This window comes from Deinococcus detaillensis (assembly GCF_007280555.1).
Classification (GTDB): domain Bacteria; phylum Deinococcota; class Deinococci; order Deinococcales; family Deinococcaceae; genus Deinococcus; species Deinococcus detaillensis.
Window position 1 is genome coordinate 100,686 of record NZ_VKDB01000004.1, and the last position, 25,751, is coordinate 126,436.

The window sequence follows — 25,751 nt, forward strand, 5'->3', positions numbered from 1 at the left end:
GCACCCCTCTAGCCAAACTCGCCCTACAACCTAAAGACCTCGCCGCTATGCTGCGCTACGCCACCGATTGGCTGGGCGTCTACCGCGAGCAGGTCAACGCGCTCAACGTCTATCCGGTGCCCGACGGCGACACCGGCACCAATATGCACCTGACCATGCAGTCGGTGCGGCGCGAACTCGACACCTGCGACGAGCGCGTCATGAGCAGCGTGGCCCGCGCCATCAGCTACGGCGCACTGCTGGGCGCGCGCGGCAACAGCGGCGTGATCCTGAGCCAGCTCCTCAAAGGCTTTGCTGAGACCATCAAGGACGCCTCCCAAGTCGATGCCAAGTTACTGATCAGCGCCCTGAACGCCGCCCAGAAAAGCGGCTACGGCGCGGTGATGAAGCCGGTGGAAGGCACCATCTTGTCGGTGGCACGCGGCGTCGCTGAGGGGGCAAAGGGAGAAACGCCCGACGCGGTGCTGGAGCAGGCCCTCTTTTCCGGACAGGCCATGCTCGACAAGACCCCCGACATGCTTCCGGCGCTCAAGCAGGCTGGCGTGGTCGACAGCGGCGGGCAAGGCTACCTGTATTTGCTGGAGGGAATGCTCGGCCAGTTGCGCGGCGATCAGTTACCGCCCGAGCCGGAAGTCACCCACTACGCCCAGCAGCAGTTTGAAAACGAGGAATTCGGCTTTTGCACCGAGTTCTTGATGAGCGAGGCCACCCAGCCGATTGAAGCCATCCGCGAGCTGGTCACGCCGTTTGGCGACAGCCTCTTGGTGGTGGGCGCGGAGGGTTACGTCAAGGGCCACATCCACACCAACCGCCCTGACGAGTTGCTGGCGGCAGTGGGCCGGCACGGCAAGATGCTCAAAACCAAAGTCGAGGACATGTCCGAGCAGCACACCGAAATTCTGGGCATGGCGGGCGCAGCAGCGCGGGCCGAGGAAGAAGTGCCGCCGAGCGGCTTGGTGGCGGTGGCCAACGGCTACGGGGTGGTCAAGGTGTTCCGTTCACTAGGAGCGCGAATCGTTTCGGGCGGGCAGACCGCCAATCCCAGCGTGCAGGACATTGTGGACGCGGTGCGGAGTGTCAGCGCCGAGAAAGTTTTGGTGCTACCCAACAACAAAAACGTGCTGATGGCCGCTCAGAAAGCCGCCGAACTCTTGGATGGCCGCGCCGTGGTCATTCCCACCCGCACCTTGGGACAGGGCATGGGCGCGGCGCTGAGCTTTCAGGCCAGTGAGAATGCCGCCGACCTCGCCGCGCAGATGGAGGAAGCTGCCAAGAGTGTCACCACGCTGGAGGTCACGCGGGCCAGCCGGGCCACCGTCATCACCACGGCGGCGGGCAAGGAGCTGCACATTGCCGACGGCGACGTGATCGGCCTGCAAGACGATGAACTGGTGCAGGCAGGCGGCTCACCTGAAGATGCGGTGCTGGAGATGCTGAGAGCGGCCCACCAGGGCCAGGAAGTCGTGGCCGTGTTCGGCGGGCCACAAAAATCGCAGGCCGACTTGGAAGCGCTGGCCGAGCGCATCAGCAGCGAATTTGCCGAGGTGGAAGTCGAAACCCACGCGGGCGGGCCCGATTTGTACGACTACCTGGTGACTCTGGAATAAAAAGAGCTGTCGAAGAAAAAAGCTGTAGTGGAGAGCCGAGAGAATGACATCAGTCTTCTTTGCGGCTCTCTTGTTTAGGAACAGTGTTGGGCCTCATCTCACGTTTCCCCCATATCCGTTAACCCGCCCCTCTGATACGGCTTCCTCCGATGTTTTACAAAAATGCGCCCCCACTCTTCTCAGGGTCTCTTTTCCGTCAGGCGTTTTTGCCTTCTTCAGTCGGGCCAACCATTTTGTCATGACGAATTGACCGGACTCCTGATCACCTGCGCTAAAGTGCGGGGCGTGCCTTCCCGCTCTCCTCTGCGTTTACCGCGCCGCCCGCTCAAACCGCTCAAAGTCACGCTGAATACTGCCCGTTTCAACTCAGCGCTGAGGCCGCCGCTGAACGCTCCACTTCGGCGCACTGTCCGCAGCCGCATTGAAACGGGGCGGCTGGTGCTGTACAGCGTGGTGGCGGGCGCGTTGGTGGGCGTGCTGGGCATTGGGCTGCGCTTACTTCTGGCACAAGTCCTCGACTGGGGCGCGGCCATCACCGGCTACAGTCCGCCCGGCACTCCCGGCGAGGGGGGCCTGCTGATGGCCTTTGGCGAGGCGCTGCCTTACGGCCTGCTGGCTTTGCCCGTGGTGGCGGTGCTGGCAGCGTGGCTGACGCAGGGCAGTCCTTCCGACCCGCTTTCCGAGACGGTCAGCGCTTACCACCGGCGCGGCGGCACCCGGCTGAGTACCCAGCTGCGCCTCTTGGGAGCCAATTTGCTGGGCTACGGCGTGGGTCTGCCGATTGGTCGGGACTCTACTTTTACGGCGCTGGGCGGCTTCTCGGCGCGGCTGCTGGCCCGATTTGGGCGCATCAGCGTGGCCGAAGACCGCCAACTGACTTTGGCGAGCGTGGCCGCCGCGCTGGGGCTGGTGCTGCACGCGCCGCTGGTCGCCGCCGTGCTGCTGGCCGAGGTGCTGTACCGCCGATTCGAATTTGAATTTGAAGTGCTGATGCCCTGCGTGCTGGCGTCGGTCAGCGCTTACGCGGTCTACGGGCTGGCGTTCGGCGCAAGCCCGCTGTTTGACGTGCCGACGTTGCAAGCCCCCAGCGCCCTGCAATTGCCGCTCTACGCGCTGATTGCGCTGGTCACCACCGCAGTCGCCTGGGTGGGTGTCTGGCTCTCGCGCCTGTGGCCGCAGAATTGGCTGAGCGGCTGGCCGCGTCTAGTCTGGGCGGGGCTGTTCGGGCTGGCAACAGCGGCAGCGGCGTTTTATTTCACCCCAGCGGTGCTGGGCGGCGGCGCAGGCTGGGCGCAGCTCTCACTCTCGGGCTTTTTGGGCGGCGAGGCGCTGGCGGGCGGCGGCTGGAAATGGGTGCTGCTGGCACTCGGGGTGCGGCTGGGCTTCGGAGGCGGGGTGCTGCCCTCGGTGGCCACCGGCGCTTTGATCGGGGTGGGGCTCAACGCCACTTTGCCCACTCCGCTCGATCCCACCGTCTGCGCTCTGGTGGCGGCGGGAGCCTACCTCACCGTGACACTCAATATCCCGCTGGCCGCCGCCCTGCTGGCCGCGACGTGGGGCGGCGACGCCCTGCTGCCTGCCGCGCTGATCTCGTCGGGAATCGCTCACCTGCTCAGCGGCCAACTCGGTTACGTGGAAGGACAGTTGCGCGACCGCCGCGCCGCCGAGTTGCAAGTCATCACCCCGACCACCACCATTCTCAGCGCCGCGCCGCCGCAGAGCAGCGAAGACGCCTTTTACCGCGTGGCTGTGCCGCCCGCTTGGCTGGGCGCACGCATCAGTTTGCTGAGTTTGCCGAGCGGAGCGCAGGTGGTGGGCTTGGAGCGCGGCGAAACGATTCTCAGCGCCACCCCCGACCTTAAATTGGAGAACGGCGACGTGCTGGACATCGTGGCCAGCGACGCCGCTTTCGGTGAGTTGCGCGAACTGCTGAATCTGGGGTGAAGTCGGGCGTGGAAACTGAACGCCTTCAGCGCTCCACTTTCCCTTGAGTCAGTATCCCGCAAGCCCAGTGAACCCGCTCCGGCAGACTGCCCCGCCCCTTCCTACCGAGTTCAGTTGATGAAGAGATTAGGCCTGCGCAACCTCAAGGCAACTTGAGTCGTCAGACGTTACCCTGAGTGCTTATGCGCCTCGCCCGCTCTCTACTCTCCGTATTCGGCACAACCCTCGGTTTTTCGTACGTCAACGCTTACCGCTACCGCACCTTGCAGCAGCGCACCCAGCTCGGCGGCCTGACGCGGCCCCTCAAAGTCGTGCTGCTCTCAGATTTGCACTACGGCAACTGGATCGGGCGCGGCTCGGTGCGGCGCTGGGTGCGCTCGGCCATGGAGCAGCAGGCCGACTTGATCGTCATTACCGGCGACTTCTTGGACAGCAGCGTGTCGTACCGGCCCATCAAGACGCTCATCAAAGAACTCTCGGCACTTCAGGCTCCGCTGGGCGTCTACGGCGTCTTCGGCAACCACGATTGGACGAGCTTAAATACCCAGCCAGTTCGCGCCCGCTTCGCCCAGCAGCTCGCCGAGGCGGGCATCACCATCATCAACAATGCGGGCGTGCAGCTCAGAGACGACTTTTATTTGTGCGGCATCGATGACTGGTGGTTCGGTAACCAAGACCTCCAATCCACCCTACAAGCCAAAACCGGCGGGGCCACCTTGATGCTCTCGCACAACCCCGACTTTTTGCCGCACGTGCCGGAAGGCGTGGGCCTGACGCTCTGCGGCCACACCCACGGCGGGCAAATCAAATTGCCGTTTCTGGGGCCGGTCAAGCAGGCCAGCTTGTACGGCACCCGCTTTCTGGAAGGCTGGGTGCAGACGCAGCCCGAACAGCCCAGCGCCGCCGAGCCGGCCATCGAACCTGCTGAGTCGCGCACCATTCGCGGCTATGTGACGCACGGCCTCGGCGTGACCGGCTTACCGCTGCGCCTCAACTGCCCCGCCGAGTTGGTGGTGTTCGATTTGCAGCCGCCCGCCGAGAACCAAGCGCCCGCCGACCCGAACCAAGCGCCGCCCGCGCCTTAGCCGCTGCTAAGCCAGCTTGCCGATGCGCCGCTGACGCCCCGGCCTCAGACTGAAAGGATGACCACACTCCTTTCAAATCCCAGCGTATTTGACCCGCCTACGGCCACTCCCGCCGAACGCCTCGCCGTCGCGCGACTGACGGCCGAGTGCTTTGCGTTCGCCTATCCGGAAGACCCGCCATTGCTGCTGAAGCAAGAGGCGGCGGGCCTGAGCTTCGTGACGCCCGGCGAAAAGGTGGAGCATGTTGTCGTCCGGGAGGACGCTCAAGTGCTGGCATGGGGAATGCTGGAGTACAGCTTGGAGCAAAACTTACATCTGGCCCGCGCCCGATTGCTGGTTCATCCAGAAATGCGCCGCCGGGGAGTTGGGCGCAGGGTGGCCGAGCGGCTGATCTCGCAGGCGCGGCAAGCCGGACGCACCACACTGACGTTTGTTACCACCGACCGCGCTCCGGCTGGGCAACCGTTCGCCGGGGAATTGGGAGCCACGCCGGCCATTACAGATCGCCGCAGCCAATTGAACCTGGCGGCTGTATCCACTGAGTTGCTCGACGCTTGGCTCAGTCGTCCAGCGGGCGAGGCCTACCAACTCCACCTCTGGCAAACGTATCCGGAAGCGTACTTAGAACGGATGGCCCAGATGGTCATGGTGATGAACACCGCCCCACGCGGCGAACTGGACTACGACGACTGGAAAATCACGCCGGAAATGCTAAGAACGTGGGAACAGCAAATCCGTGAGGTGGGCGAAGTGCGCTGGACAGCAGTGATTGAAGACACCCAAAGCGGCGAACTGGTCGGTTATAGCGAAATCTACTGGACGCCGCAGCGGGCCAGCGCCGTAGATCAGGGCGCAACGGCCGTCAGGCCCAGTGAACGGGGACGGGGGCTGGGCAAGTGGCTCAAAGCGGCCCTGACCCACCAAATTTTGCAGCAGTGCAGCGGAGCGCAGTTTATCCGCACCAGCAACGCCAATGAAAATGCCGCCATGCTGGGCATTAACGTGGCGCTGGGCTTCGAGCCTTTTTCCGAGCAAACCGAGTGGCAACTTCACCTGATCTAATTTTATCTGCTCTAATCCTTCAGCCCGCACCCAAGCGCTAGCCTGATCTCTATGTCTCCCCACACGCTGATTCTGGCCCGCACCCTGACCCAAGACGACGCCCAACCTGAAGCGCAGGCCGTGTTGGTGGGCGCAGGGCGGGTGGTGGCTGTGGGCAGCCGAGAAGAGATGCAAGCGCTCTCCCCCGCCGCCAAGGTGCTGGATCACCGCGACCTGCTGCTGACACCGGGGCTGTGCGACGCCCATATTCATCTGGTGAGTTACGGCTTCTCGCTTTCGCAACTGCCGCTGCACGGCGCAGGCAGCGTGGCGGAAGTGGCGGCCAAAGTCGCTCAGCGCAGCGCCAACACACCCGCCGGAACTTGGATTCGCGGCGGCGGCTTTTTGATGTCCGAGTTGGGCCTGAGTGATTACCCCACCGCCGAGATGCTCGACATGGTCAGCCCGCACCATCCGGTGCTGCTGTATTCGCGGGACTTGCACTTGGCTTGGGCCAACAGCTTGGCGCTGCGGCTGGCCGGTATAGACGCGCACACCCCCGATCCGGCAGGCGGAAAAATCGTGCGCCCGCTGGGCAGTTTGCTGGAAAACGCCACCGCGTTGGTGGCCCACGTGATTCCGGCTCCCAGCCCGGCACAGTGGCTCGCCGCCGCCGAAGCCGGAGCGCGAGACCTCGCCCAGCGCGGCTACGTCAGCGCTCATACGATGGCTTACGAGGACGGCGAAGCGCCCCGCGCCCTGCAAACGCTGGCGGCGCGGAGCGAGTTGCCGCTGAGAATCTGGGCTTGCTTGCCACATCAGCGCTTGGCCGAGGCGGCAGAACTGAAAAAAGCCAACAGCGCCTTGTTTGAGTTCGGCGGCCTCAAGTTCTTCGCTGACGGCGCACTGGGCAGCCGCACCGCTTGGCTGCACCCGCCGGGATTTGCTGACGGCTCCGGCACTGGCATCGCTTTAGACAGCCCCGAGCTGATCCGTGAATTGGGGCGGGAGGCACTGGAACTCGGTTTGGTGCCGGTCACGCACGCCATAGGCGATAGGGCCAACACCGAAGTCCTCGACGCTTACGACCACTTGCGGGAATTGGCCCAGCAAAAGGGTCTGCGCCTGAGAATCGAACACGCCCAGCACCTGCGGCCCGCTGACCTGCCGCGTTTCTCGGGGCTTGTCGCCAGCGTCCAACCGATTCACCTGCAAGGCGACGCCGCCATGATCGGCGACTTGCTGCCGCAGCACCTCCAGACCAGTTACGCCTTCAAGTCGCTCACGGCGGCGGGCGCAATACTGGCCTTCGGCTCAGACGCGCCGGTGGCTCCGCCGGACGTGCGGGCCAGCTTTGCCGCCGCCGTGACCCGGGTGGGCGATGACGGCACCCGGCTGGCCCCAGCCGAGGCGCTGAGCCCAGAAGAAACCCTGTGGGCCTTCACACGCGGCCCCGCGCTGGCGGCAAACTGGGCCGACGAGGGCGTCATCCGGCCCGGCGCGAGGGCCGCCTTTACCCTGTGGGACAAGCTCGGCGGGAACGCGCAGGCACTGGTGCTGTGATTGCCCTAAATACAGCGAGGTTGACAAGCCCAGATGCGGCGGCTATCCTTTAACCCGCCCGTGCCCGTGAAAACGCAGCGCGGTGAAACTCAACAGTGTTGGATTAAAACAGTGTTGGGCCAAATGGGTTGGTCTGGTAGTGTAGCGGTTAGCATATCTGCCTGTCACGCAGAAGGTCGCGGGTTCAAATCCCGTCCGGACCGCCAACCAAGAAGCAAGGTATCGCGCCTTGCTTTTTTCTTGTTTTGTGTGGCCCGCTCTTCCCTCACCCAGCCGTGAAATGTCACCCCGCTTGACCTATTGCCCCGATTTGCCCGCTATCATGCGCTCTGGTTTCGCACGGCGTGGTTGCCGGCAGCAGAAAAGCGTGGGCAGTTCGCCGCCTTCTGCCTTCCGGCCACTACCCCGCGCACGGCGAGCCTCAATTCTGTTTGGCCCACTGTGCCTAGGAGGACGCCCCTACTTTGAAAACCACCTCGAAATATTCGATTGCCGACGCCGCCGAAACCTACCTCGTACCCAACTGGAGCAACGGGTGGTTTAGGGTCAACGACGACGGCCAAATGGAAGTCACCCCCTCGCCAGGCCTGCACGTGGTCATTCAGGATGTGGTGGAGAGCGTGCTGGAGCGCGGCGAGAGCCTGCCGGTGATTATCCGCTTTCCGCAGGTACTCAGCGGACGGGTCAAGCAGCTCAACGAGGCTTTTCACAACGCCATTGAAGAGTACAAGTACAAGGGCGCTTATCAGGGCGTGTTTCCGATCAAGGTCAATCAGCGCCGCTTGGTGGTTGAGACCATCGCACAGGCGGGTTACAGCTACGCGCACGGCTTAGAAGCGGGCAGCAAAGCGGAGCTGGCACTGTGCCTCGCTCAGAAGATGAACCCCGACGCCCTGCTGTGCTGCAACGGCTTTAAGGACGACGGCTTTATCAAGCTGGCGCTGTGGGGCCGCACGCTCGGCAAAAACGTGGTGATCACGCTGGAGAAATACAGCGAATTAGAGCGGATTCTCAAGCAGGCCAAAGCGCTGGGCGTCAAACCGGCCATTGGGGTGCGCTTTAAGCTGCACGCACGCGGAAGCGGCCAGTGGGAAGAATCCGGCGGTGACCAAGCCAAATTCGGGCTGAACGCTTACGAGCTTTTGCGGGTGGTCGAAAAGTTGCGCGAAGAAAATATGCTCGACTCGTTGGTGATGCTGCACACCCACATCGGCTCGCAGATCACCGACATCCGGCGCATCAAAGTGGCGGTGCGTGAGGCCACCCAGACCTACGCGGGTCTCATCGCGGCGGGCGCACAGCTCAAGTACCTCAACGTGGGCGGCGGCCTCGGCGTGGACTACGACGGCTCCAAAACCACCTTTTATGCCAGTATGAACTACACGCTGGCCGAATACGCCGCCGACATCGTCTACACCGTGCAGGAAGTCTGTAAAGCGCGGAGCGTGCCGGAACCCACCATCGTCTCTGAATCGGGCCGGGCGCTGACCGCCCACCACTCGGTGCTGGTGATGCCGGTAGTAGACGTGACCGGGCCGACCCGCGACCTTCAAGACATTCCCGAAGCGGGCGAGAACACCCACCAGATCGTCAAGGATATGGAAGAGGTGCTCGACAACATCACTGCCCGCAATTACCGCGAGATGTACAACGACGCGGTGGGCGACAAGCAGACGCTGCACAATTTGTTCGACCTCGGCTACGTGACCCTGAGTGACCGCGCCAGGGGCGAGGCGCTGTTCAACGCCGTTCTGCGCAAGATCAGCAAACTGATTGCCGGTGAAAAGTACGTGCCTGACGAACTGGAAGACTTGCAAAAGGTGCTGGCCGACAAGTACATCTGCAACTTTTCTTTGTTCCAGAGCTTGCCGGACAACTGGGCCATTCAAGCGCTGTTTCCGATTGTGCCGCTCTCGCGCCTCGATGAAAAACCCACCCGGCAAGGCACCTTGGTGGACATCACCTGCGACAGCGACGGCAAGATCGAGAAGTTCATCGATCTGCGCGACGTGAAAGCCACCCTACCGCTGCATGAACCCAACGGCAAACCGTATTACCTCGGGGTGTTTTTGGCCGGCGCTTATCAGGACGTGCTGGGCAGCTCACACAACTTGTTCGGCAAAGTCAGCGAAGCGCACGTCACTGCCCGTCCGGGAGGGCGGTATCACATCGACTTGTTCGTGCGCGGCCAAAAAGCCCGCCGGATGATCGAGTCGATGGGCTACGAGGAAGGCATGCTCAGAGACAGCATCGAAGATCAAGCCGACGAAGCGATCAAGGAAGGCCTGCTGACCGATGAGCAGGAAACAGAGCTGCTTGAAGACTACGGCGAGGAGCTGCTGGGCTACACCTATTTGGAGTACGAGGCGGACTGAGAACGATAAAAGGGGACGCCAGTGCTCGTCGTCCCCTTTCATCGAGACTGCCAAAATGCTCGAGTCAATCTATTAGGCCCAACTCTCTGCCGCGTCTGACAGCATCGGTTCGGTTCGTGGCTTCCAACTAAGTCATAACCTTTTCTCGCTCGGTAGTTGCTTCATATTTTTATCCAAGGGAGGAAGCACAATTTATATGAAACTGCGCGAAATTCTGAACAAGATGCCTGTTCATATCGTCATAGCGTTAGTTACTTTCCTGGTGATAGAAACTATGGTCACAGGAGGGTCTGTACCTTTAGGAAGCACTCTGACCACAAGTCATTTTATATTTGCGCTTTTGCTATCTATTGTCTCATCAGTGATTAATATTCACATTCGGAATAAAAAATCATAGAAGTTCTACTGGTCTATCAGCGACTTAAACCATGATAAAATGTGCGGGCTTGAGAACACTTTCTCAGTTCCATCGGGCACGAGCAGCAGCAGTTTCAGCTTCAGCGCTGGGTACAACCCAGGCGTTGCTGGAAACGCCACCAGTCTCAGCGCTGGCCTGGGCCTCACGGCCAGTTACTCAGCCTGAGTTACCTGTATCGCCCCTGAACTGCTGCCACCAGACTGATCACAAATCCCGCCGCGAAAACCGCCACATCGCCAGAGCGACGGCCAGCGCGGTGTAAACGGCGGCCCAGATCAGTATGCTCGGCTCAATCGGCGTGGTGGAGGCCAGCGGATTGGCTCCCCGCGCCACTTGGGCGAGTTGCAAGGCCCCCTCTGTTTGCAGGTGGTAACTGGCCCCCAGCCACAGTGCGTTGGTGGGCATCACGATGTTGGCAGCGTTGCCGAGCGTTTCCATGGTGGGCGAGTTGGCCAGCGCTCCAATCGACTTGAGGATGCCGCCCGCTGAGCCAAGACCGTAGAGCACGAACACCGCGATGCCGTTGGCGAGGGTGGCAAACAGCGTGCTGCCCAGCACCGTCAAGCTGGTGATCAGTACGATGCCGAGCAGAATTTGGGCGACGGCTGCCACTGGTGCGGGCGGCAGGTAGCCGGTGATGAGATACAGGCCGGTGAGCAGCGCCACCGACACCAGCGTCACATACAGCACGTTAACCCCAGTGAAACCCAGCCAGCGTCCCAGCACCACCTGAGCGCGGGTAACAGGGCGGGCCACCACCGACTGCATCACCCCGTTTTCGATGTCGCCGCTGATGGAGGCCACCGTGGAGAGAACGGCCATCAGCGAGCCGAGGAAGTACACCAGGTACATCCCGAACAAGCCCGAATACACCACCGGCAATGCGCCGAGGCCCCGGCGCGGCCCAGCCGATAAGCCCGCATCGGCAGCCCGCTCAGCCAAGTTTTGCTGCAAGCGCAGCACGCCGTAGAGGTAAAAGCCGATAAAGGCGGCGGTCAGAATCAGCAAAACCACGATCAGTTTTTTGCGGAGCGCTTCGCTGAGCGACAACCGGGCCATCAAGAGAACATTACTCACAGCGCTGCTCACGCGACTTTCTCCGTTTTGAGGTGGCCGAGTTGGATTTGCTGGCCGGTGTCACCGTTTTGGCCGACCAATTCCAAGAAAAGGTCTTCGAGGTCGTGGCGCTGCGGCGTCAGGGCGTAGAGCTGCGCTCCCGATGCGAAGACCGCTTGAGCAATCGCCGGAATGGCTTCTTCCCCACTCACCACCACGCTGACTTGCTGCTCTGTCTGGTGTTCGAGTTGGCCCAGCCTGCCCAACGCGGCGGCGAGTTCAGGCGATAAATGATCCACCTTGACCAGCACCGGCAGCGCTCCGCCCAAGAGTTCAGTCATCGTTCCGGCCCTCACCACCACGCCCGCTTTCACAAAGGCCACCCGGTCTGAGACCTGCTCCACTTCGCTCAGCAGGTGCGAGTTGAGAAACACTGCCACGCCTTCGCCGCGCAGCTCCTGAATGATCTCGCGGACTTCCACCCGGCCCACCGGATCGAGCGCCGAGGTGGGTTCGTCGAGGAAGACCAAGCGGGGCCGCGCCAGAATCGCTCCGGCCAGACCCGCCCGCTGAAGCATGCCTTTGCTGTAGCCGCCGAGCGCCTCCGTGCCGCGCCCCCCGAGGCCCACCCGCTTCAGCACGGCAGGAATGCGGGTTCTGAGTTCTTCAGCTTTGAGCCCCGCGAGCTGACCGTGAAACTTCAGAAACTCCTCGGCGGTCATCCAGGTTTGGAATCGGAACTGCTCCGGCAAAAAGCCGAGGCGGGCCCGCACGGCCGGGTCATCCGGCGAGCCACCCAGCACTTTGATGCTGCCGGAAGTAGGCCGCACCAAGCCGAGCAGCATCTTGACGGTGGTGGATTTGCCTGCGCCGTTGGGGCCGAGGAAGCCGAAGACTTCGCCCTCTCCGACTTCGAGGTCGAGGCTCTGGACGACGGCGCGGCCTTTATATTCTTTGCGGAGCTGCTCAGTTTGAATAGCTAAAGTCATGCGTGCTTCCTTTTTTTGGTGCTTGATACAACCTTGTGCCTGCCGCTCATGAGAGCGCTCACCAAAAGGTAGCGTCCCAAGGTGAGTGGGGCTGTCTGTTGGCTTGCGGTTCAGTCGCCGGTGTGGGACTGAGTGTCTGCAAGTCCAGCATCTGCGGGCCAAGTCTCCAACCACCCCAAACACTGCCGCCCGACAAATTCGGCGTAGTCTTGCCGCGCCCGCTGCTCTGGCTCAGCTCGGCCCATCTGGCGGTGAAGCTCGGTCAGGTATGCCAGCCGCGTTTGATCTACTTGGTCAAAGGCGGCTTTAACTTCCGCGTTTCTGAGCGACCACGCCCGCACCGATAAATCCAGCGCATGATCCAGCGGGCGGATAATGGCGGCCAACTGGCTCAGCCGCCCCGCTCCCTCGGCAGCTTGTTGGGCCTGCTCAATCGGCGCGGTGGTGTGACGCTCCCGCCAAGCATCGAGCAGAGCCGTTCGGAAGCCCTCCGCATTTTGAAAATGGTGATAAAACGCCCCCTTAGTCAGCCGCATGGCCGCGCAGAGCCGCTCGATGGTCAGGGCTTGCTCGCCTTCTTCCCGCAGCAAGACAAACCCCGCTGCCAGCCAATCTTGTTTGGCTGTCCTCATTCGATTGGTCCCATACTCTTTAGCTCCTCACCAATGCCCACGCCAGCAATCCCAAGACAATACACAGCGGCGAGTAGATTTGTTTGTTGAGCCGCACGAACGGACTTCCCGCCGGACTGGGCCGCAGCCGTTCCATAAAGTACCCCCCACTCCGCCCAGCAAAAAGACCACTGCCAGCGCCCCCATTCCCCAGCGCAGCCACCCCGTCGGCAGTGGCAAAGTCAGCACACCCACAAACGCCAGCACCATACCCGCCGCCAAAGCCAGTGCCAGCGCCACGCCGAAGCAGGCCCAAGCCGGCGGCGGCGACATTCCGACAGGGCCGCCCACCACCGTGCGAGCCAAACTCTGCGGGTCTTTGCCGGGCCAAACGCCGCCGAAGCCCCAGTAAACGTGAACGGAGGAGATTGAGAGCAGCACCAATGTCAGCAGACCCATTGAGATTATTTCCATACCGTATAGTATGGTATGTATCGAGAGGAATACGAGCCACCTCTCTACGCCTAAAGGAGCCTTATGAAACCGTATTTCGTGCTGATCTATCGACCAGGGCCCAATTGGGTGCAGGGTAAGCCTGTCTTTGGACAGGCGCTGGGGCCACACCTGGCATACATGAAGGGCTTGAACGAGGGAGGTCTGCTCAAAATGGCTGGCCCTTATCCCGACGATGCCAGTGGACTGATCGTTCTGAACGTCACTTCAGCCGACCAAGCCCACCAAATCATGCAGGGTGATCCGGCCATCGCCACGCAGATGATGTGCGGCACGGTTCACCCTTGGCTCAATGTTCTGGAAGATTAGCGCGGCGACAAGATGTCTTCAATCTGGCTGACCACTTCTTCGCTGAGGTTGACGCCCGCCGCCTTAACGGTGTCTTCAATCTGGCTGACTTTGGTGGCTCCGGTAATGACGCTGCTGACGCCCTTCTGGCGCAAAATCCAAGCCAGCGCCAGTTGGGCGCGGGTCAGGCCCAGCTCATCAGCGATAGGCTTGAGATCGCGGACTTTTTGCACGTTCTCGTCGGTCAGGATCGACTTGCCCCAGTTCTCTTTCTCGGTGAGGCGTGCCCCGGCCGGTTTGCCGTCGTCGTATTTGCCGGTCAGCAGACCCATCGCCAAAGGACTCCAGACGACCAAGCCCACGCCCGCCGACTCGGTGTAGGGCAAGATCTCGCCTTCTACCCGCTCGCGGCGAATCATGCTGTACTCGGGCTGCTCCACCACTGGCGCGTGCAGGCCGTTGGCTTTGGCAAACTCGACGGCCTGAGCGATGCGGGCAGCGGGCCACATGCTGGTGCCCCAGTACAGGGCCTGACCATTGCGAATCACCTGGTCAAAGGACATCACAATTTCTTCCATCGGCACTTCGGGGTCGTAGCGGTGGGCGAAGTAGATGTCGAGGTAATCTGTGCCGAGGCGCTTTAAGGTGCCGCGAATGCTTTCCATGACGTGCTTGCGCGACAGACCCCTGTCGTTGACGTTATCGCTCATCGGCCAAAAGACTTTGGAAGCGATTACCAAGTTTTGGCGCGGCAACTCGTTGAGTACCTTGCCCATCATTTCTTCAGACTTGCCACGGGCGTAGATGTCGGCTTCATCAAAATAATTGACGCCTTCTTCGTAGGCCTTCATGACAATGTCGCGCACCATCTGGTTTTCATTGACATTGACGCCGTAGGTTTCCCAACCACCCAACGCCACTTCGGAGACTTTCAAGCCGCTTTTCCCTAAATTGCGATATTCCATATCTTCTACTTTAACTCTTAAAGCACTGGGCAGGTTTGAGGGAATAAGACAAGGTTAAGGCTCAGGCTAGTTTCCAGCGCTCTGGGAGCGTCGGCGTCAGGATGTAGCCCTCGGCGACGCTGCCAAAAACCTCGCACCGTCCTGGAAAGCGGTGAGCGTAGAGGGCAATGTAAGCGCACATCACCGCGTCGGCTTCGTCCTCATGGTTTTTGAGCGCCGCACCTTTAAGGCCGCCTGGACTGACGGCCAGCAATGTATCTAGGCCCGTCAGCGGCGGCTTGGCCCCAGTCAGGGCACTCAGGTGGCGGTGATACTCGTCCCAGGCGTCCAGCATCACTTCCCGGCCCTGTTTCTTGCGCTTGTACTTGAGGGTACGCTCCAACCTGAACAGCGCCACCATCGCCGCGTGCGGATAAACTTCTAAACAGACCCGAGCCTGTGGGTCGGCCACATCCGCTGGCTCATCCCGAATGCCCCGCTCGGCCAGGGCGTCCCGCAGCCACTCGCCGCGCAACACCCCACCGTTGTAGCGGCCCAGCAAAGTGCGGTTGGCCGGGTGTGCGCCCGCTTGATACTTGCCAAACACGGCGGCCAGTTGCGCCTCGGCAAGGCGCTGACCCGTCAGGTTGGGCACGCTCAGCGGCGCGTCGACGGCAATCAAACAGGGGCCGGAGGCGTGGGCATCCAGAAAAGCCAGAACCTCCGCGTCGTCGCCCAGTACACCGGAAGCCGTCAACGCCGCGCCGTTTTCGCTTCCCTCCAGCACCGCCGCGCCGCTGGGGTTGCGGGCTGACCACGCCAAATCTAGGCCGATGAACTTCACGCCCTGAGTTTCCACCAGTCGGCTGATAAACGCTGAAGCCGCTCGTACTGTCTCTCTCAGTGCGGCTGCCTGCTATCCACGCTTTTATCGGCAGCCACGCCCCGCCCACCGAAAGCAAAAAGCCGCCCCCGAAGAAGCGGCCTCATGATGGTGAGGAAGGTCAGCCGATTTTAGCGAGGTTCTTTTTCCAGCGGGATGCTGGCCACCAGCATGATGCTGTCACCGCGCTGCTCGACTTCAATGTTGCTGCCCTCAGTCGGAAAGTATTTTTTGACGACTGCCAGCAAATCTTCACGCAGGGCGTCTACCTTGCCCGGCGCAATTTTGGCGCGGTCGTAGGCCAGCACCAACTCTAGGCGGTTCTTGAGTGTTTCTTTGGATTTTTTACGGCCAAAGCCCATACGTTCAAAAAAGGACTCCATATCACTTCACTCCAAATAAGCGGCGCAACGCGGCCATGAATCCCCGGTCTTCCTCCAGTTTGGGGAAAGGCAGGTCTTCGCCGCGCAGCCGCCGGGCAGTGGCCATAAAAGCCAGGCCCGCCTGAGTCGTTCCCAACACCGCCGGTTCCCCAATGTTGGTGGACACCAAAATGCCTTCGTCTTCGGGAATGATGCCAATCGGCTTGACGCCCAAAATCTCCAAGACGTCGGCTTCGCTCAGCATGTTGCCGCTGGCGACCATTTTGGGGCGCAGGCGGTTGATGACCAAGTTGATCTCGGTGATCTGCTGGGCTTCGAGAAGACCGATGATGCGGTCAGCGTCGCGCACGCTGGAGACTTCAGGATTGACGACCACCAAAGCGCCCTGCGCCGGAGCTGCCGCCGTTTTGAAACCGGATTCGATGCCGGCAGGCGAGTCGATGATCACCCGGTCAAACTGCTCTTCTTCAATCAGTTGCTTGACAGCAGCCTTAAAGATTTCAGGATCGAGCGAGTCTTTGTCACGGGTTTGCGAGGCGGGCAGCAAATACAAATTCTCCACCCGCTTGTCGCGGATCAGGGCCTGCTGAAGGCGGCACTTGCCCTCGATCACGTCAATCAAGTCAAAGACCACCCGGCTCTCTAGGCCCATGACCACGTCGAGGTTTCTCAGGCCCACGTCCACGTCAATGACAACCACTTTTTCGCCGAGCTTGGCCAGCCCGACACCGACATTTGCAGTGGTGGTCGTTTTTCCGACTCCACCTTTTCCACTTGTGACTACGATGACCTTAGCATTCATTGCCGCACAGTCTAACGCCTGAGGGCCCTCCGCGTAACCAATCAAACAAAATGACGGCCCAGTTCCCTCTGGAAAGCAAAAAGGCTGGCTCCTCACGTGGAGAAGCCGGCCTTGACAACGCTTTAAATTATTTGGACTTTAGAGGGTTCGGCTTAGTTTTTGCCGAGCGAGACGGGCGAACGCAGATCGGGGTTGACGCGGGCCACCGCTTCGCGCACCACGTCGCCGGTGATCAGTTCTTTGCTGAGCAGTTCGCTGGCTACATCGTGCATCGCCTGAGCGTACTCGCTAACCAGCTGGCGGCTGCGCTCGTAGGCGGCCTGCAAGATGCGCTTGATGTCCTCGTCAACGAGCTGCGAGGTGTGCTCGGAGAAGGCCTTGGGCTTGGCCATATCCTCGCCCAGAAACACCGGGCCGGAATCGGTGATGAGCGCCATGTTCTTAAAGTTCTCGCCCATGCCCCATTCCAGCACCATCCGGCGGGCGATATTGGTGCTCTTGCGGAAGTCGTCAGCGGCTCCCGAAGTCACGCTGCCCATAAAGACTTCCTCGGCGGCGCGGCCACCCAGCGCCACGACCAGTTGGTTTTCGAGTCGCTCCTTGCTCATCAGCACCTGCTCTTCCGGCAGATAAAACGCTGCGCCGAGTGCGCGTCCACGCGGAATGATGCTGACTTTCTGGAGCTTGTCGCTGCCGGGAATGACGGCGGCGGTCACGGCGTGGCCCGCTTCGTGGTAAGCAATCGCCTTTTTCTCGGCGTCGCTGATGGTGAGGGAGGAGTTCTCCAAGCCCAGTGTGATCTTGTCGAGCGCCCGGTAAAAGTCGCTCATGTCGATCTGGGTTTTGGCGATGCGGGCGGCCTCCAAAGCGGCTTCGTTGACCACGTTCTTGAGGTCTGCGCCCGAGAAGTACGGGGTGCTCTTGGCAATTTCTTGCACGTCCACGCCGCTGGTGAGGGGCTTGTTGCGCATATGGACTTTGAGGATCGCCTCGCGCTCTTTGAGGTTAGGCAGATCGATGGTGACTTGGCGGTCAAAGCGGCCCGGACGCAGCAAGGCCGAGTCGAGGACGTCAGGGCGGTTGGTGGCGGCCAGCACGATCACCGAGGCGTTCTTCTCGAAGCCGTCCATCTCGGAGAGAATCTGGTTGAGGGTCTGCTCGCGCTCATCGTGGCCGCCGCCGATACCTGCACCGCGCTTGCGGCCAATCGAGTCGATTTCGTCGATGAAGATGATGGCGGGCGCACTCTTGCGGGCGTCCTCGAACAGCGTCCGCACGCGGCTCGCGCCGACGCCGACGAACATTTCCATGAACTCGGAGGCGCTCACCGAGAAAAACGGTACATCGGCTTCGCCGGACACAGCGCGGGCCATCAGGGTTTTGCCGGTTCCGGGAGGGCCGACCAACAGCACGCCTTTGGGGATTTCTGCGCCGATCTGGTGGTACTTGGCGGGGTTCTTGAGGAAGTCGACCACTTCGATTAGCTCACGCTTGGCTTCTTCGTGCCCAGCCACGTCAGTGAACTTGGTGCTGACCTTGTTTTCTTTGCCGTAGCGCTTGGCCTTGGACTGCCCAAACTGCATCACGCCGTTTTGGCCACCCTGAGCACGCATGAAGAAGAAATACATCATGCCGAATAGCAGCAAGATCGGCAGGAACGTCGCCAGCAAGCTCAACCACTGGCTCGGCGCGGCGTAGCTGTAGCTCACGCCCTGCTGCTGAAGCTGGGCCGTCAGGTTGCTGTCGGGGGTTGCCGAGCTGTTGGGCAAGCGGACTTGGAATTCTTTGAGGGGCTTGTTCTGGGTGGTGTTGCCGGCATTGACCGCCACCGGCATTTCGGTTTTGAGGGTCACGTTGGCCACGTCGCCTGTCGAAACGACTTGGGCGACTTGGCCCTGACTCAACAGGGTCTTAAAGGTGCTGTAATCAACGGTGGAACGCCCACCGATCGGGGCGTTGGTGAACATCAGATACAGGGCCACAACGAACAATAAAATCAGCCACGGATTCAAACGCTTCAAGGGACTTCCTCCAGAAAAGGCAAAACAGGAAAGGGGTGTGTGGGACGACGAAATTTGGGTGAAATGTTTGCAGCATCTACGAGAGAGACACCCAGTGAATCTGAGTGTATCAGACTCAAGGTAAGGGTGTGTACGACATGTCCCGCTTGGCGCTCAGCCCTTCTTTAGCTGCGCCGAAAAAACCTCACATGCTTTGGATTTGCAGCCGGAACGAACCTCGCCGGAGCACTGAACATTCGTTTCTGCACGCCTGGCCCGCCAAGCCTCTATGCTGAGGGCAATGATTGATCCCGCCTTCACTTGGCAGCAAGCCTGCGAAGCCCTGTCACAAGACGACTACGACGCGGCCTACCAGATTCTCGAAGCGGCCTACGCCGAGGCGGCCCGTCCCGAACGCGCCCGGGTGGCGCTGTATTTGGTGAGCCTGAGCAGCTTATACGGCGACTCCGGCAGCGAGGACATGCGGCGCGGCCTCTCGGAAGCCCGCACCCTCGCGCCCGCCCTGCGCGAAGACCCGCTGTATCTGGCCCTGAGCGCCGAACTCGACGCCCGCACGCGCGGCCCCGACGCCCAGCCGCCCAAGGTGGAAGCCCGGCACGCGCTCGACGCCCTGCCCCGTTTTCACGCGGCCTGCGCCCTGAGTTTGATGGAGCGGCCTGAAGAAGCGCTTGAAGTCTCGCCGCCCGCGCCCGAATTGCCCATTCACCTACGCTGGCGGCTCAGGAGCTGGCAAGCCGACGCCGAGGAGCAACTCGGCCACACCGACGACGCCACCGCGCTTTACGGCGAGGCGGCGCACTTGGCCCTCGGCATCAACAAAGCAGTGATGTGGCAAGAGCAGGCCGCGCTGCTGCTCCAGCAGGGTCTCAACGCCGAAGCAGGCGCGGCGCTCTCGCAGGCCCGGCCGCTTTACCGCACGCCGCTGCCGGAAGAAGAAAACTTGCACCTTGCCAGTTGGCATTACTTGCAGGCCCAAGTCGAGATGCAGGCCGGCGACCTCGACGACGCGCTGAGCAGCATTCAGAAAGCCGCCGAACTCGAAGCGCAGCAGAGCACACCCAGTTACGGCGTGGCGCTGGTGTGGGGGCAAATTCTGACCAGTCACGGCCAGCCCGAAGAAGCCCTGCCGCTGTTTGAGCAGGCCTTCACACTGGCCGAGGACGACGAAAAGCCGTATGCCCTGCACGAACTCGGCGTGGCCCTGCTGGATTTAGACCGCCCGGTGGACGCCCGCGAAAAGCTGGAACAGGTGCTGAGCGTGCCGGACTACCCCTTTCTGGCCGAGGTGCTGGCCGACGTGGCCGAGTGCGATTACCGCCTTGGCCGCCTCAGCGCTGCCCAGCAGGAAGCCGAGCAGGCCTTGGCGCAGGGCGCGACCATTCCGGCGAGCTTGGTGCTGGGCAGCGTGGCGCTGGATTATTACCACCTCGACGACGCCTTGGAGCACTACCAGCGCGTGACCCGCGAGGCCGCTCCAGCCAGCCGCGACTGGATTTTGGGGCACCAGATGGCCGCCGACGTGATGGCCCAGCAAGGCTTCCCCGATCCGGCGGCGGCCTACGCCCACGCTCAGCAGGCCTTGGAGCACACCGAGGTCAGCGACGATTGGCACGGCACCTTGCAAGACCACTTGGCTAAGGCGGAGGCGTTGATGAGTGCGGGGAAAGGGCGCACCCTGAACTAGGAAAGTGGGGTGTGGTGAGTAGAGGCAAGCTCAGAACGCTCATCGTGTGCCCAGCGCCGTTCCCATACTCCACACCCCAAAAGCGATTCTCAGTGATGAGCGTGAGACAGCAACTCAAAAAACTGCAAAGCCAGCAAGAACACGCCGCCGATGAAAAACACCCAGTTTCTGAAATGTTGAAGCCCTGCCTTTCGCTGTTGTTTGGCCGTGAAGGGCGGCTTGGCCGAAAAGCGGGACAGTACGCGCAGGCCCAAGCCTATAAACAGCAGGGGCGCTATCCAATGCCAAATCAAATACCCATTAAGTGAGGGCCAGCCGCGCCTGTGCCAAGTGGTGCCGCAGATGCCAGTCGTGTTTATTCACGAGTTGCCATAAATCTTGCAGCCCTTCTTGAGGATGCACAATTGAGCGGGCAAACTCGGTGCTCGACACACCGCGCAAGAGGGCAACCCAGCGCAGATTGACCGCTTCCAGCAGTTCCAGCGCCGCGCTGACTGGTAGATCGGCGTCCGGCAGCGTCAGCGCGGCGTTTTGGTCAAAGGGGACGATCACGTAATTTTCTTGGGTCAGGCCCGACTTCAAGCGGCTCAGGCCGTGCAGGTGCGCTTCAGCCACGTGGTGGGCAAGCTGGCGGACATTCCAGCTGTCTTCGCGGTAAGTGCGGGCCAGGTCAGTGGCGTTGCGTGCGCCGACGAGGCCGCGCCACTGGGCCACACTGCTCTCCAGCGAGGCGGCGAAACGCTCCAAGCTGGCGGGCACGCGCTCCAAATCAGGAAGCTGGGGCAAAGGGCCAACCGGATAACGGGAAGCGTCAGGCTGAGGGGGCAGAGTCATACCTTTAGTGTATGGGGTCTTCGTCAAACTGGACGGTGGCCTGACGGACGCGGTTGACCCGCAAGTGGGTGATATCGGGGCGGCCATAATGTCCGGCCACATCAAAATTCTGGCGCTCCTCGCGCACGTGGGTATGATCAAGAGTCACCACGAACAAGCCTTCTCGCTCAGCCACCGGCTCCAGCAGCCAAGAGCCGTCCGGCGCAGCGACGGCGCTGCCGCCATTGCCGAAGAAGGGACGCTGTGTGGCCAGCAGTTCTTCCCGAAACGGCGTACCCGCTGGAATGTCTTCGGGGCGCAGCAAGCCGCTGACCGACACCACATACGAGCGGCTCTCTAAGGCAATAAAGCGGGTGATGTCGGGCGTGTTGTGCATTCCGCCGGGCCAGACCGCCACGTGCAGATCAGACCCCTGAGCGTAAAGCGCGGTTCGCAGCAGCGGCACCCAATTTTCGTAGCAGTTGAGACCGCCCACTTGAAAGGCTCCCAGCGGATGCACCCGCAGGCCGTGACCGTCGCCCGCTGCCCACACTAAGCGTTCTTCATACGTCGGCTGGGTTTTGCGGTGAACCGAAGAGACCTCGCCGCGCTCATTGATGTAAACTAGCGAGCAATACAGGCTGTGGCCTCCCCTATCGGGCGCACGCTCCATGACGCCCAGATACACGGCGATTCGGTGCTGAGCGGCCAACTGGCACACCCCGGCGAGGTCGCCGCGTTCTACCACCACACCTTGACTCAGGTAATGGGCATACATCTGCTTCTGAGCCGGATCGTTGAACTTCGCGCCGCCTGTAAGTTCCACCCAAAATGGATAACCCGGCACCAGCGCTTCTCCGAACACCACCAACTGACAGCCGCTCAAAGCCGCCTCAGTAATGAAGCCTTCCACCTTTCGCAACGTGGCTTCGCGGTCAAGCCAGACGGGAGCCATTTGCACCAAGCCGACGGTGAGTTGATCGGGCGATTGGAGAAGGTTTGGGAAAGTCATTGGCTCCATTTTAGCGGACGGCGGCTTGGCGTGAGAAATGAAACGAAGCCTTAACTCGCCCGCCCAGCAGATCGCTTTTCTTGAGCGCTAACGATAAGCACACCCATCGAAAAACCTCAGCCGAGCGCTTGGGCACTTGCTGAGGCCTAAATAAATCGTATCTGATGAGCGGAGTGTCTTGGATCAACAGCGCAGTGACATCAGCATGTCAACAGGATCCTGACCACGTAGGCAGGCGATTTCCACAGTCGACTTGATGCGCATGTACACGGCGGCTCTCCCCTTCAACGCGAAGCCAGAAGCCTCTTACTCCCGACACAACGGCGCTCATCGGATACGGTTTTACTCGCTCGAGCCGTACAAACGGGTTTCCTTGTTGCCTAGCGACGTATCGATGGCCGCCATCACCTCGTCGGTGAGCTGGGGGAGCAACTCAAGCGCGGAAAAATTCTCCACCACTTGCGTGACTTTGGAAGCGCCGGTAATCACTGAGCTTACATTCGGATTCTTGAGGCACCAGGCCAGGGCGAGCTTCGGCAAGGTCGTGCCCAGGTCGTCGGCAATCTTGGCCAGGCCCCGGACTTTGACCAACTTGGCTTGGCCTTCTTCACTCTCGATACTGGCTTTCAACCATTCGTAACCGGGCAGGTTGACACGGGTGTCATTCGGAACCACATCGTTGTACTTGCCGGTCAGAAGACCGCTCGCCAGCGGCGACCAGACCGTGGTGCCCAACCCGAGCGTGTCCGGGCGGTACAAGCGGTTGTATTCGACCTCGACCCGGTAGCGGGTGAGCATGTTGTATTGCGGCTGCTCCATGGTCGGGGGAATCAGGTTGTACTGGCGGGCGACGGCGTAAGCTTCCATCAATTCCTGCGCCGACCACTCACTCGTTCCCCAGTACAACACGTCACCGCGCTGGATCAATTCGGTCATGGCCCGCACGGTTTCTTCGATGGGGGCGCTCCGGTCTGGACGGTGACAATAGTACAAATCCAGGTACTCGCACTGCAGGCGTTCGATGGCCTGGTAGCACGCCTCGTAAATGTGCTTGCGTGAAAGTCCCCGCTGAGTCGGAGCTGGGTTTTCAACCGCGCCGCCGAACACTTTGCTTGAAACGATGTAGCTGTCGCGTCGCCAGCCTGCCTTAGCTAGGGCCTGACCCATAATGGTTTCAGCTCGGCCCCGGGCGTACACCTCGGCGTTGTCAAAGAAGTTACACCCGCGCTCATAGGCGGCGGACATCAGTTCCAAAGCGCCGTTCGCATCTAACTGCGTGCCAAACGTTACCCAAGCACCAAAGGAAAGTTCACTGACCTGCAAACCAGACTGGCCCAATCGACGATATTCCATAGTTGCACCTCGTTTTACACCCTAAGCCAAAACAGCACATCTGTTCTTAAGCTCAGGTTTAATATTCCCCCGCGCTTCAGGCCCGCTCGGAGCGCTCCGCCACGCCCTTATGCCACCGAGCAGCTGACCGGTCTACCCTCCCTCGGGGGCGCTCATCACCTGCTTTCACACAAGGCGCATATGAAAAAGCCGGAGCATCACGCCCCGGCTTCCTCTTGAACGTACTGGGTTTAGAAGTCCATGCCGCCCATGCCGCCCATGTCGCCGCCGCCGCCCTGGCCCTGAGCTTGAGGCTTCTCGGGTTTGTCGGAAACGATGGCTTCGGTGGTCAGAATCAGTGCGCCGATCGAAGCAGCGTTCTGAAGCGCGGTGCGGGTGACTTTGGCCGGGTCGACGATGCCGGCGGCCACCATATCGTCCACGTACTCGCCCGTCGCGGCGTTGAAGCCGAAGCGGGGCTTGTCGCTGTTGATGACGGCGTTGACGATAACGCTGCCTTCTTCGCCGGCGTTGATGGCGATCTGGCGGGCGGGTTCTTCCAGGGCGCGGATCAAGATGCGAGCGCCGGTGGCTTCGTCGCCGATCAAGCTCTCGGCGGCCTTGCGAACCGCAGGAATGACGCGCAGCAAGGTGGTGCCGCCGCCGGCCACGATGCCTTCTTCCACAGCCGAGCGGGCAGTGGAGAGGGCGTCTTCGTAGCGGTGCTTCTTTTCCTTGAGTTCGGTTTCGGTGGCTGCACCGACGCGGATAACGGCCACGCCGCCGGCCAGCTTGGCGAGGCGCTCTTGCAGCTTCTCGCGGGCATAATCGCTGTCGGTGTTGTCGAGCTCACCCTTGATGGCGTTGACGCGGGCTTCGATTTCGCTCTGGTCGCCTGCACCGTCAATGATGGTGGTTTCGTCTTTGGTGATGCGGACGCGCTTGGCGCTGCCCAGCATTTCCAAAGTGGTGTTCTCCAACTTGTAGCCGAGGTCTTCGGTCACGAGCTGGCCGCCGGTCACGGCAGCGATGTCGCGCAGCATTTCTTTGCGGCGGTCACCAAAGCCTGGGGCCTTGACGGCGGCGATGTTCAGGGTGCCGCGCAGTTTGTTGACCACCAAAGTGGCCAGCGCTTCGCCTTCCACGTCTTCAGCGATGATGAGCAGCGGGCGGCCACTTTGCACCACTTTTTCCAAGATCGGCAGCAGGTCTTTGAGGTTGCTGATCTTCTTTTCGTTGATCAGGATGTAAGGGTCTTCCAAGACCGCTTCCATCTTCTCGGCGTTGGTGACGAAGTAGGGGTTGATGAAGCCCTTATCGAACTGCATGCCTTCCACGACGTCCACTTCGGTGTCAAAGCCCTTGGACTCTTCGATGGTGATGACGCCTTCTTTGCCCACTTTATCCATCGCGTTGGCAATTTCTTGGCCAACGGTTTCGTCGTTGGCGCTGATGCCCGCGACTTTCTTGATGGCGTCGGAATCTTCGACTGGCACGGCCAGCTTCTTGATTTCTTCGATGGCGACCGCGACAGCTTTGTCGATGCCGCGCTTGAGGGCCAGCGGGTTTGCGCCGGCGGCCACGTTACGCAGGCCTTCTTTGACAATGGCCTGACCCAGCACGGTGGCGGTGGTGGTGCCGTCGCCGGTGATGTCGTTGGTCTTGCTGGCGACTTCTTTCAGAAGCTGAGCGCCGATGTTCTCCAGCTTGTCTTCCAGCTCGATTTCCTTGGCAACGGTCACGCCGTCTTTGGTAATCGTCGGGCTACCGAACTTCTTTTCGATGACGACGTTACGGCCACGGGGCCCGAGCGTGACTTTGACGGCGTTGGCGACAGCGTTGACGCCACGTTCAAGGGCACGGCGGGCGGATTCATCAAATACGAGTTGTTTAGCCATGGGATTGCTCCTTCAAAAAGCGGTAGAGAGATTTACGGAGTTGAGATTGGCAGTGGTAATTGGGCAGGAGAAGCTGCTCAGCCTTCGATGGCGAGCAAATCGCGCTCACTGAAAAGGCTGTACTCTTTGCCGTCCAGCGTCACTTCGGTGCCGCCGTACTTGGCAAAGTGGACGGTGTCGCCCACGGAGACTTCCACGGCAACTTTGGTGCCGTTGTCGAGCGTTTTACCGCTGCCGACGGCGATGACTTTGCCGCGCTGGCTCTTTTGCTTGGCGGTATCCGGCACGAACAGCCCACCGGCAGTCTTTTGCTCAGTTTCTTCAATAACTTCCACGAGAACACGGTCACCTAAAGGTTTCAACATAGAGTTCCTCCAAAAATTGATGTGATGTGCAGCGCCGAAACTTGGGCGCAAAGTTGCTCTCCGCTCAAAAGCTGACCAAGCGGCTTTTATGAAGCACTCTTCACCAAAATTTTAAGTGGGATAC

23 protein-coding genes and 1 tRNA gene are annotated in these 25,751 nt (G+C 60.9%); 10 read left to right on the top strand and 14 right to left on the bottom strand.

The features are described from left to right. Window positions 1-47: 47 nt before the first annotated feature. The 7 genes from FNU79_RS06050 to speA all read left to right on the top strand — a co-directional run bounded on the left by FNU79_RS06050 (window position 48) and on the right by speA (window position 9,615). The gene (locus tag FNU79_RS06050) at window positions 48-1,607 is read left to right on the top strand and encodes a DAK2 domain-containing protein (RefSeq protein WP_143720102.1); all 1,560 of its coding nucleotides are present in this window, start codon (window positions 48-50) and stop codon (window positions 1,605-1,607) included. A gap of 285 nt (window positions 1,608-1,892) precedes the next feature. Continuing rightward, window positions 1,893-3,551: a chloride channel protein gene (locus tag FNU79_RS06055; RefSeq protein ID WP_225429912.1), complete on the top strand. Its 1,659-nt coding sequence runs from the start codon at window positions 1,893-1,895 to the stop codon at window positions 3,549-3,551. A 182-nt stretch (window positions 3,552-3,733) separates the two neighbouring features. Further along, on the top strand, window positions 3,734-4,636 hold the full coding sequence (locus FNU79_RS06060; RefSeq protein ID WP_143719987.1) for a metallophosphoesterase: 903 nt from the start codon (window positions 3,734-3,736) through the stop codon (window positions 4,634-4,636). 57 nt (window positions 4,637-4,693) lie between these two features. After that, window positions 4,694-5,698 carry a GNAT family N-acetyltransferase gene (locus tag FNU79_RS06065; protein ID WP_143719988.1) on the top strand — a complete coding sequence of 335 codons (1,005 nt, stop codon included), beginning with the start codon at window positions 4,694-4,696 and terminating at the stop codon, window positions 5,696-5,698. Window positions 5,699-5,749: 51 nt separating this feature from the next. After that, complete coding sequence (locus FNU79_RS06070) at window positions 5,750-7,240, top strand: amidohydrolase (protein ID WP_143719989.1); 1,491 nt, start codon at window positions 5,750-5,752, stop codon at window positions 7,238-7,240. Between the two features lie 130 nt (window positions 7,241-7,370). Continuing rightward, window positions 7,371-7,446 (top strand) — tRNA-Asp (locus tag FNU79_RS06075). Between the two features lie 258 nt (window positions 7,447-7,704). Beyond that, the gene (speA, locus tag FNU79_RS06080; RefSeq protein WP_143719990.1) at window positions 7,705-9,615 is read left to right on the top strand and encodes a biosynthetic arginine decarboxylase; all 1,911 of its coding nucleotides are present in this window, start codon (window positions 7,705-7,707) and stop codon (window positions 9,613-9,615) included. Window positions 9,616-10,237: 622 nt separating this feature from the next. On the opposite strand, the gene FNU79_RS06085 is transcribed toward speA, so the two are convergent. The 4 genes from FNU79_RS06085 to FNU79_RS06100 form a co-directional block, all read right to left on the bottom strand. Then, window positions 10,238-11,110 carry an ABC transporter permease gene (locus FNU79_RS06085; protein ID WP_185974623.1) on the bottom strand — a complete coding sequence of 291 codons (873 nt, stop codon included), beginning with the start codon at window positions 11,108-11,110 and terminating at the stop codon, window positions 10,238-10,240. An 8-nt stretch (window positions 11,111-11,118) separates the two neighbouring features. Beyond that, window positions 11,119-12,078, bottom strand: coding sequence for an ABC transporter ATP-binding protein (locus FNU79_RS06090; RefSeq protein ID WP_143719991.1), 960 nt, complete (start codon window positions 12,076-12,078; stop codon window positions 11,119-11,121). 110 nt (window positions 12,079-12,188) lie between these two features. Then, window positions 12,189-12,710 carry a TetR/AcrR family transcriptional regulator gene (locus tag FNU79_RS06095; RefSeq protein WP_143719992.1) on the bottom strand — a complete coding sequence of 174 codons (522 nt, stop codon included), beginning with the start codon at window positions 12,708-12,710 and terminating at the stop codon, window positions 12,189-12,191. Window positions 12,711-12,737: 27 nt separating this feature from the next. Further along, window positions 12,738-13,163: a DUF3995 domain-containing protein gene (locus tag FNU79_RS06100; RefSeq protein ID WP_143719993.1), complete on the bottom strand. Its 426-nt coding sequence runs from the start codon at window positions 13,161-13,163 to the stop codon at window positions 12,738-12,740. A gap of 63 nt (window positions 13,164-13,226) precedes the next feature. Between FNU79_RS06100 and FNU79_RS06105 the strand changes: the two genes are divergently transcribed. Continuing rightward, the gene (locus FNU79_RS06105; RefSeq protein ID WP_143719994.1) at window positions 13,227-13,511 is read left to right on the top strand and encodes a YciI family protein; all 285 of its coding nucleotides are present in this window, start codon (window positions 13,227-13,229) and stop codon (window positions 13,509-13,511) included. On the opposite strand, the gene FNU79_RS06110 is transcribed toward FNU79_RS06105, so the two are convergent. The 5 genes from FNU79_RS06110 to ftsH all read right to left on the bottom strand — a co-directional run bounded on the left by FNU79_RS06110 (window position 13,508) and on the right by ftsH (window position 18,523). Then, window positions 13,508-14,455: an aldo/keto reductase family protein gene (locus FNU79_RS06110; RefSeq protein WP_143719995.1), complete on the bottom strand. Its 948-nt coding sequence runs from the start codon at window positions 14,453-14,455 to the stop codon at window positions 13,508-13,510. The two genes, FNU79_RS06105 and FNU79_RS06110, sit on opposite strands and share 4 nt — an antisense overlap. 61 nt (window positions 14,456-14,516) lie before the next feature. Further along, window positions 14,517-15,278 carry a DUF429 domain-containing protein gene (locus FNU79_RS06115; protein ID WP_143719996.1) on the bottom strand — a complete coding sequence of 254 codons (762 nt, stop codon included), beginning with the start codon at window positions 15,276-15,278 and terminating at the stop codon, window positions 14,517-14,519. Between the two features lie 170 nt (window positions 15,279-15,448). Continuing rightward, complete coding sequence (minE, locus tag FNU79_RS06120) at window positions 15,449-15,700, bottom strand: cell division topological specificity factor MinE (protein WP_225429913.1); 252 nt, start codon at window positions 15,698-15,700, stop codon at window positions 15,449-15,451. A gap of 1 nt (window position 15,701) precedes the next feature. Continuing rightward, window positions 15,702-16,502 (bottom strand): septum site-determining protein MinD, encoded by an 801-nt coding sequence (gene minD / locus FNU79_RS06125; RefSeq protein WP_143719997.1) that lies wholly within the window; start codon window positions 16,500-16,502, stop codon window positions 15,702-15,704. Window positions 16,503-16,654: 152 nt separating this feature from the next. Next, on the bottom strand, window positions 16,655-18,523 hold the full coding sequence (ftsH, locus tag FNU79_RS06130) for an ATP-dependent zinc metalloprotease FtsH (RefSeq protein WP_143719998.1): 1,869 nt from the start codon (window positions 18,521-18,523) through the stop codon (window positions 16,655-16,657). A gap of 280 nt (window positions 18,524-18,803) precedes the next feature. On the opposite strand from ftsH, the gene FNU79_RS06135 reads away from it, so the two are divergent. Both FNU79_RS06135 and FNU79_RS06140 read left to right on the top strand, forming a co-directional pair. Continuing rightward, entirely contained in the window at window positions 18,804-20,207 is a 1,404-nt protein-coding gene (locus tag FNU79_RS06135) for a tetratricopeptide repeat protein (RefSeq protein ID WP_143719999.1), read from the top strand. 101 nt (window positions 20,208-20,308) lie between these two features. Then, window positions 20,309-20,515 (top strand): hypothetical protein, encoded by a 207-nt coding sequence (locus tag FNU79_RS06140; protein WP_143720000.1) that lies wholly within the window; start codon window positions 20,309-20,311, stop codon window positions 20,513-20,515. Here FNU79_RS06140 and FNU79_RS06145 read toward each other — a convergent pair. From FNU79_RS06145 to groES, 5 genes are all read right to left on the bottom strand, one after another. Then, entirely contained in the window at window positions 20,508-21,041 is a 534-nt protein-coding gene (locus FNU79_RS06145; protein WP_143720001.1) for a DinB family protein, read from the bottom strand. The two genes, FNU79_RS06140 and FNU79_RS06145, sit on opposite strands and share 8 nt — an antisense overlap. A gap of 4 nt (window positions 21,042-21,045) precedes the next feature. Continuing rightward, the gene (locus tag FNU79_RS06150; RefSeq protein WP_225429914.1) at window positions 21,046-22,032 is read right to left on the bottom strand and encodes a carbon-nitrogen hydrolase family protein; all 987 of its coding nucleotides are present in this window, start codon (window positions 22,030-22,032) and stop codon (window positions 21,046-21,048) included. A 342-nt stretch (window positions 22,033-22,374) separates the two neighbouring features. Continuing rightward, window positions 22,375-23,385 carry a potassium channel beta subunit family protein gene (locus tag FNU79_RS06155; RefSeq protein WP_143720003.1) on the bottom strand — a complete coding sequence of 337 codons (1,011 nt, stop codon included), beginning with the start codon at window positions 23,383-23,385 and terminating at the stop codon, window positions 22,375-22,377. A 230-nt stretch (window positions 23,386-23,615) separates the two neighbouring features. Beyond that, window positions 23,616-25,262 carry a chaperonin GroEL gene (gene groL / locus FNU79_RS06160; RefSeq protein WP_143720004.1) on the bottom strand — a complete coding sequence of 549 codons (1,647 nt, stop codon included), beginning with the start codon at window positions 25,260-25,262 and terminating at the stop codon, window positions 23,616-23,618. 77 nt (window positions 25,263-25,339) lie between these two features. Continuing rightward, window positions 25,340-25,627, bottom strand: coding sequence for a co-chaperone GroES (groES, locus tag FNU79_RS06165; protein ID WP_124867274.1), 288 nt, complete (start codon window positions 25,625-25,627; stop codon window positions 25,340-25,342). Window positions 25,628-25,751 lie beyond the last annotated feature (124 nt).

What these genes read in the sequence shown, in the direction of transcription:
- FNU79_RS06145 (WP_143720001.1), bottom strand. Translation starts at nt 21,041, where the DNA reads ATGACTCTGCCCCCTCAGCCTGACGCTTCCCGTTATCCGGTTGGCCCT.
- FNU79_RS06050 (WP_143720102.1), top strand. Translation starts at nt 48, where the DNA reads ATGCTGCGCTACGCCACCGATTGGCTGGGCGTCTACCGCGAGCAGGTC.
- FNU79_RS06150 (WP_225429914.1), bottom strand. Translation starts at nt 22,032, where the DNA reads ATGACTTTCCCAAACCTTCTCCAATCGCCCGATCAACTCACCGTCGGC.
- groES (WP_124867274.1), bottom strand. Translation starts at nt 25,627, where the DNA reads ATGTTGAAACCTTTAGGTGACCGTGTTCTCGTGGAAGTTATTGAAGAA.
- groL (WP_143720004.1), bottom strand. Translation starts at nt 25,262, where the DNA reads ATGGCTAAACAACTCGTATTTGATGAATCCGCCCGCCGTGCCCTTGAA.
- FNU79_RS06065 (WP_143719988.1), top strand. Translation starts at nt 4,694, where the DNA reads ATGACCACACTCCTTTCAAATCCCAGCGTATTTGACCCGCCTACGGCC.
- minD (WP_143719997.1), bottom strand. Translation starts at nt 16,502, where the DNA reads ATGAATGCTAAGGTCATCGTAGTCACAAGTGGAAAAGGTGGAGTCGGA.
- FNU79_RS06070 (WP_143719989.1), top strand. Translation starts at nt 5,750, where the DNA reads ATGTCTCCCCACACGCTGATTCTGGCCCGCACCCTGACCCAAGACGAC.
- FNU79_RS06095 (WP_143719992.1), bottom strand. Translation starts at nt 12,710, where the DNA reads ATGAGGACAGCCAAACAAGATTGGCTGGCAGCGGGGTTTGTCTTGCTG.
- FNU79_RS06155 (WP_143720003.1), bottom strand. Translation starts at nt 23,385, where the DNA reads ATGGAATATCGTCGATTGGGCCAGTCTGGTTTGCAGGTCAGTGAACTT.
- FNU79_RS06060 (WP_143719987.1), top strand. Translation starts at nt 3,734, where the DNA reads ATGCGCCTCGCCCGCTCTCTACTCTCCGTATTCGGCACAACCCTCGGT.
- FNU79_RS06100 (WP_143719993.1), bottom strand. Translation starts at nt 13,163, where the DNA reads ATGGAAATAATCTCAATGGGTCTGCTGACATTGGTGCTGCTCTCAATC.
- FNU79_RS06135 (WP_143719999.1), top strand. Translation starts at nt 18,804, where the DNA reads ATGATTGATCCCGCCTTCACTTGGCAGCAAGCCTGCGAAGCCCTGTCA.
- FNU79_RS06090 (WP_143719991.1), bottom strand. Translation starts at nt 12,078, where the DNA reads ATGACTTTAGCTATTCAAACTGAGCAGCTCCGCAAAGAATATAAAGGC.
- minE (WP_225429913.1), bottom strand. Translation starts at nt 15,700, where the DNA reads ATGGAGTCCTTTTTTGAACGTATGGGCTTTGGCCGTAAAAAATCCAAA.
- FNU79_RS06105 (WP_143719994.1), top strand. Translation starts at nt 13,227, where the DNA reads ATGAAACCGTATTTCGTGCTGATCTATCGACCAGGGCCCAATTGGGTG.
- FNU79_RS06110 (WP_143719995.1), bottom strand. Translation starts at nt 14,455, where the DNA reads ATGGAATATCGCAATTTAGGGAAAAGCGGCTTGAAAGTCTCCGAAGTG.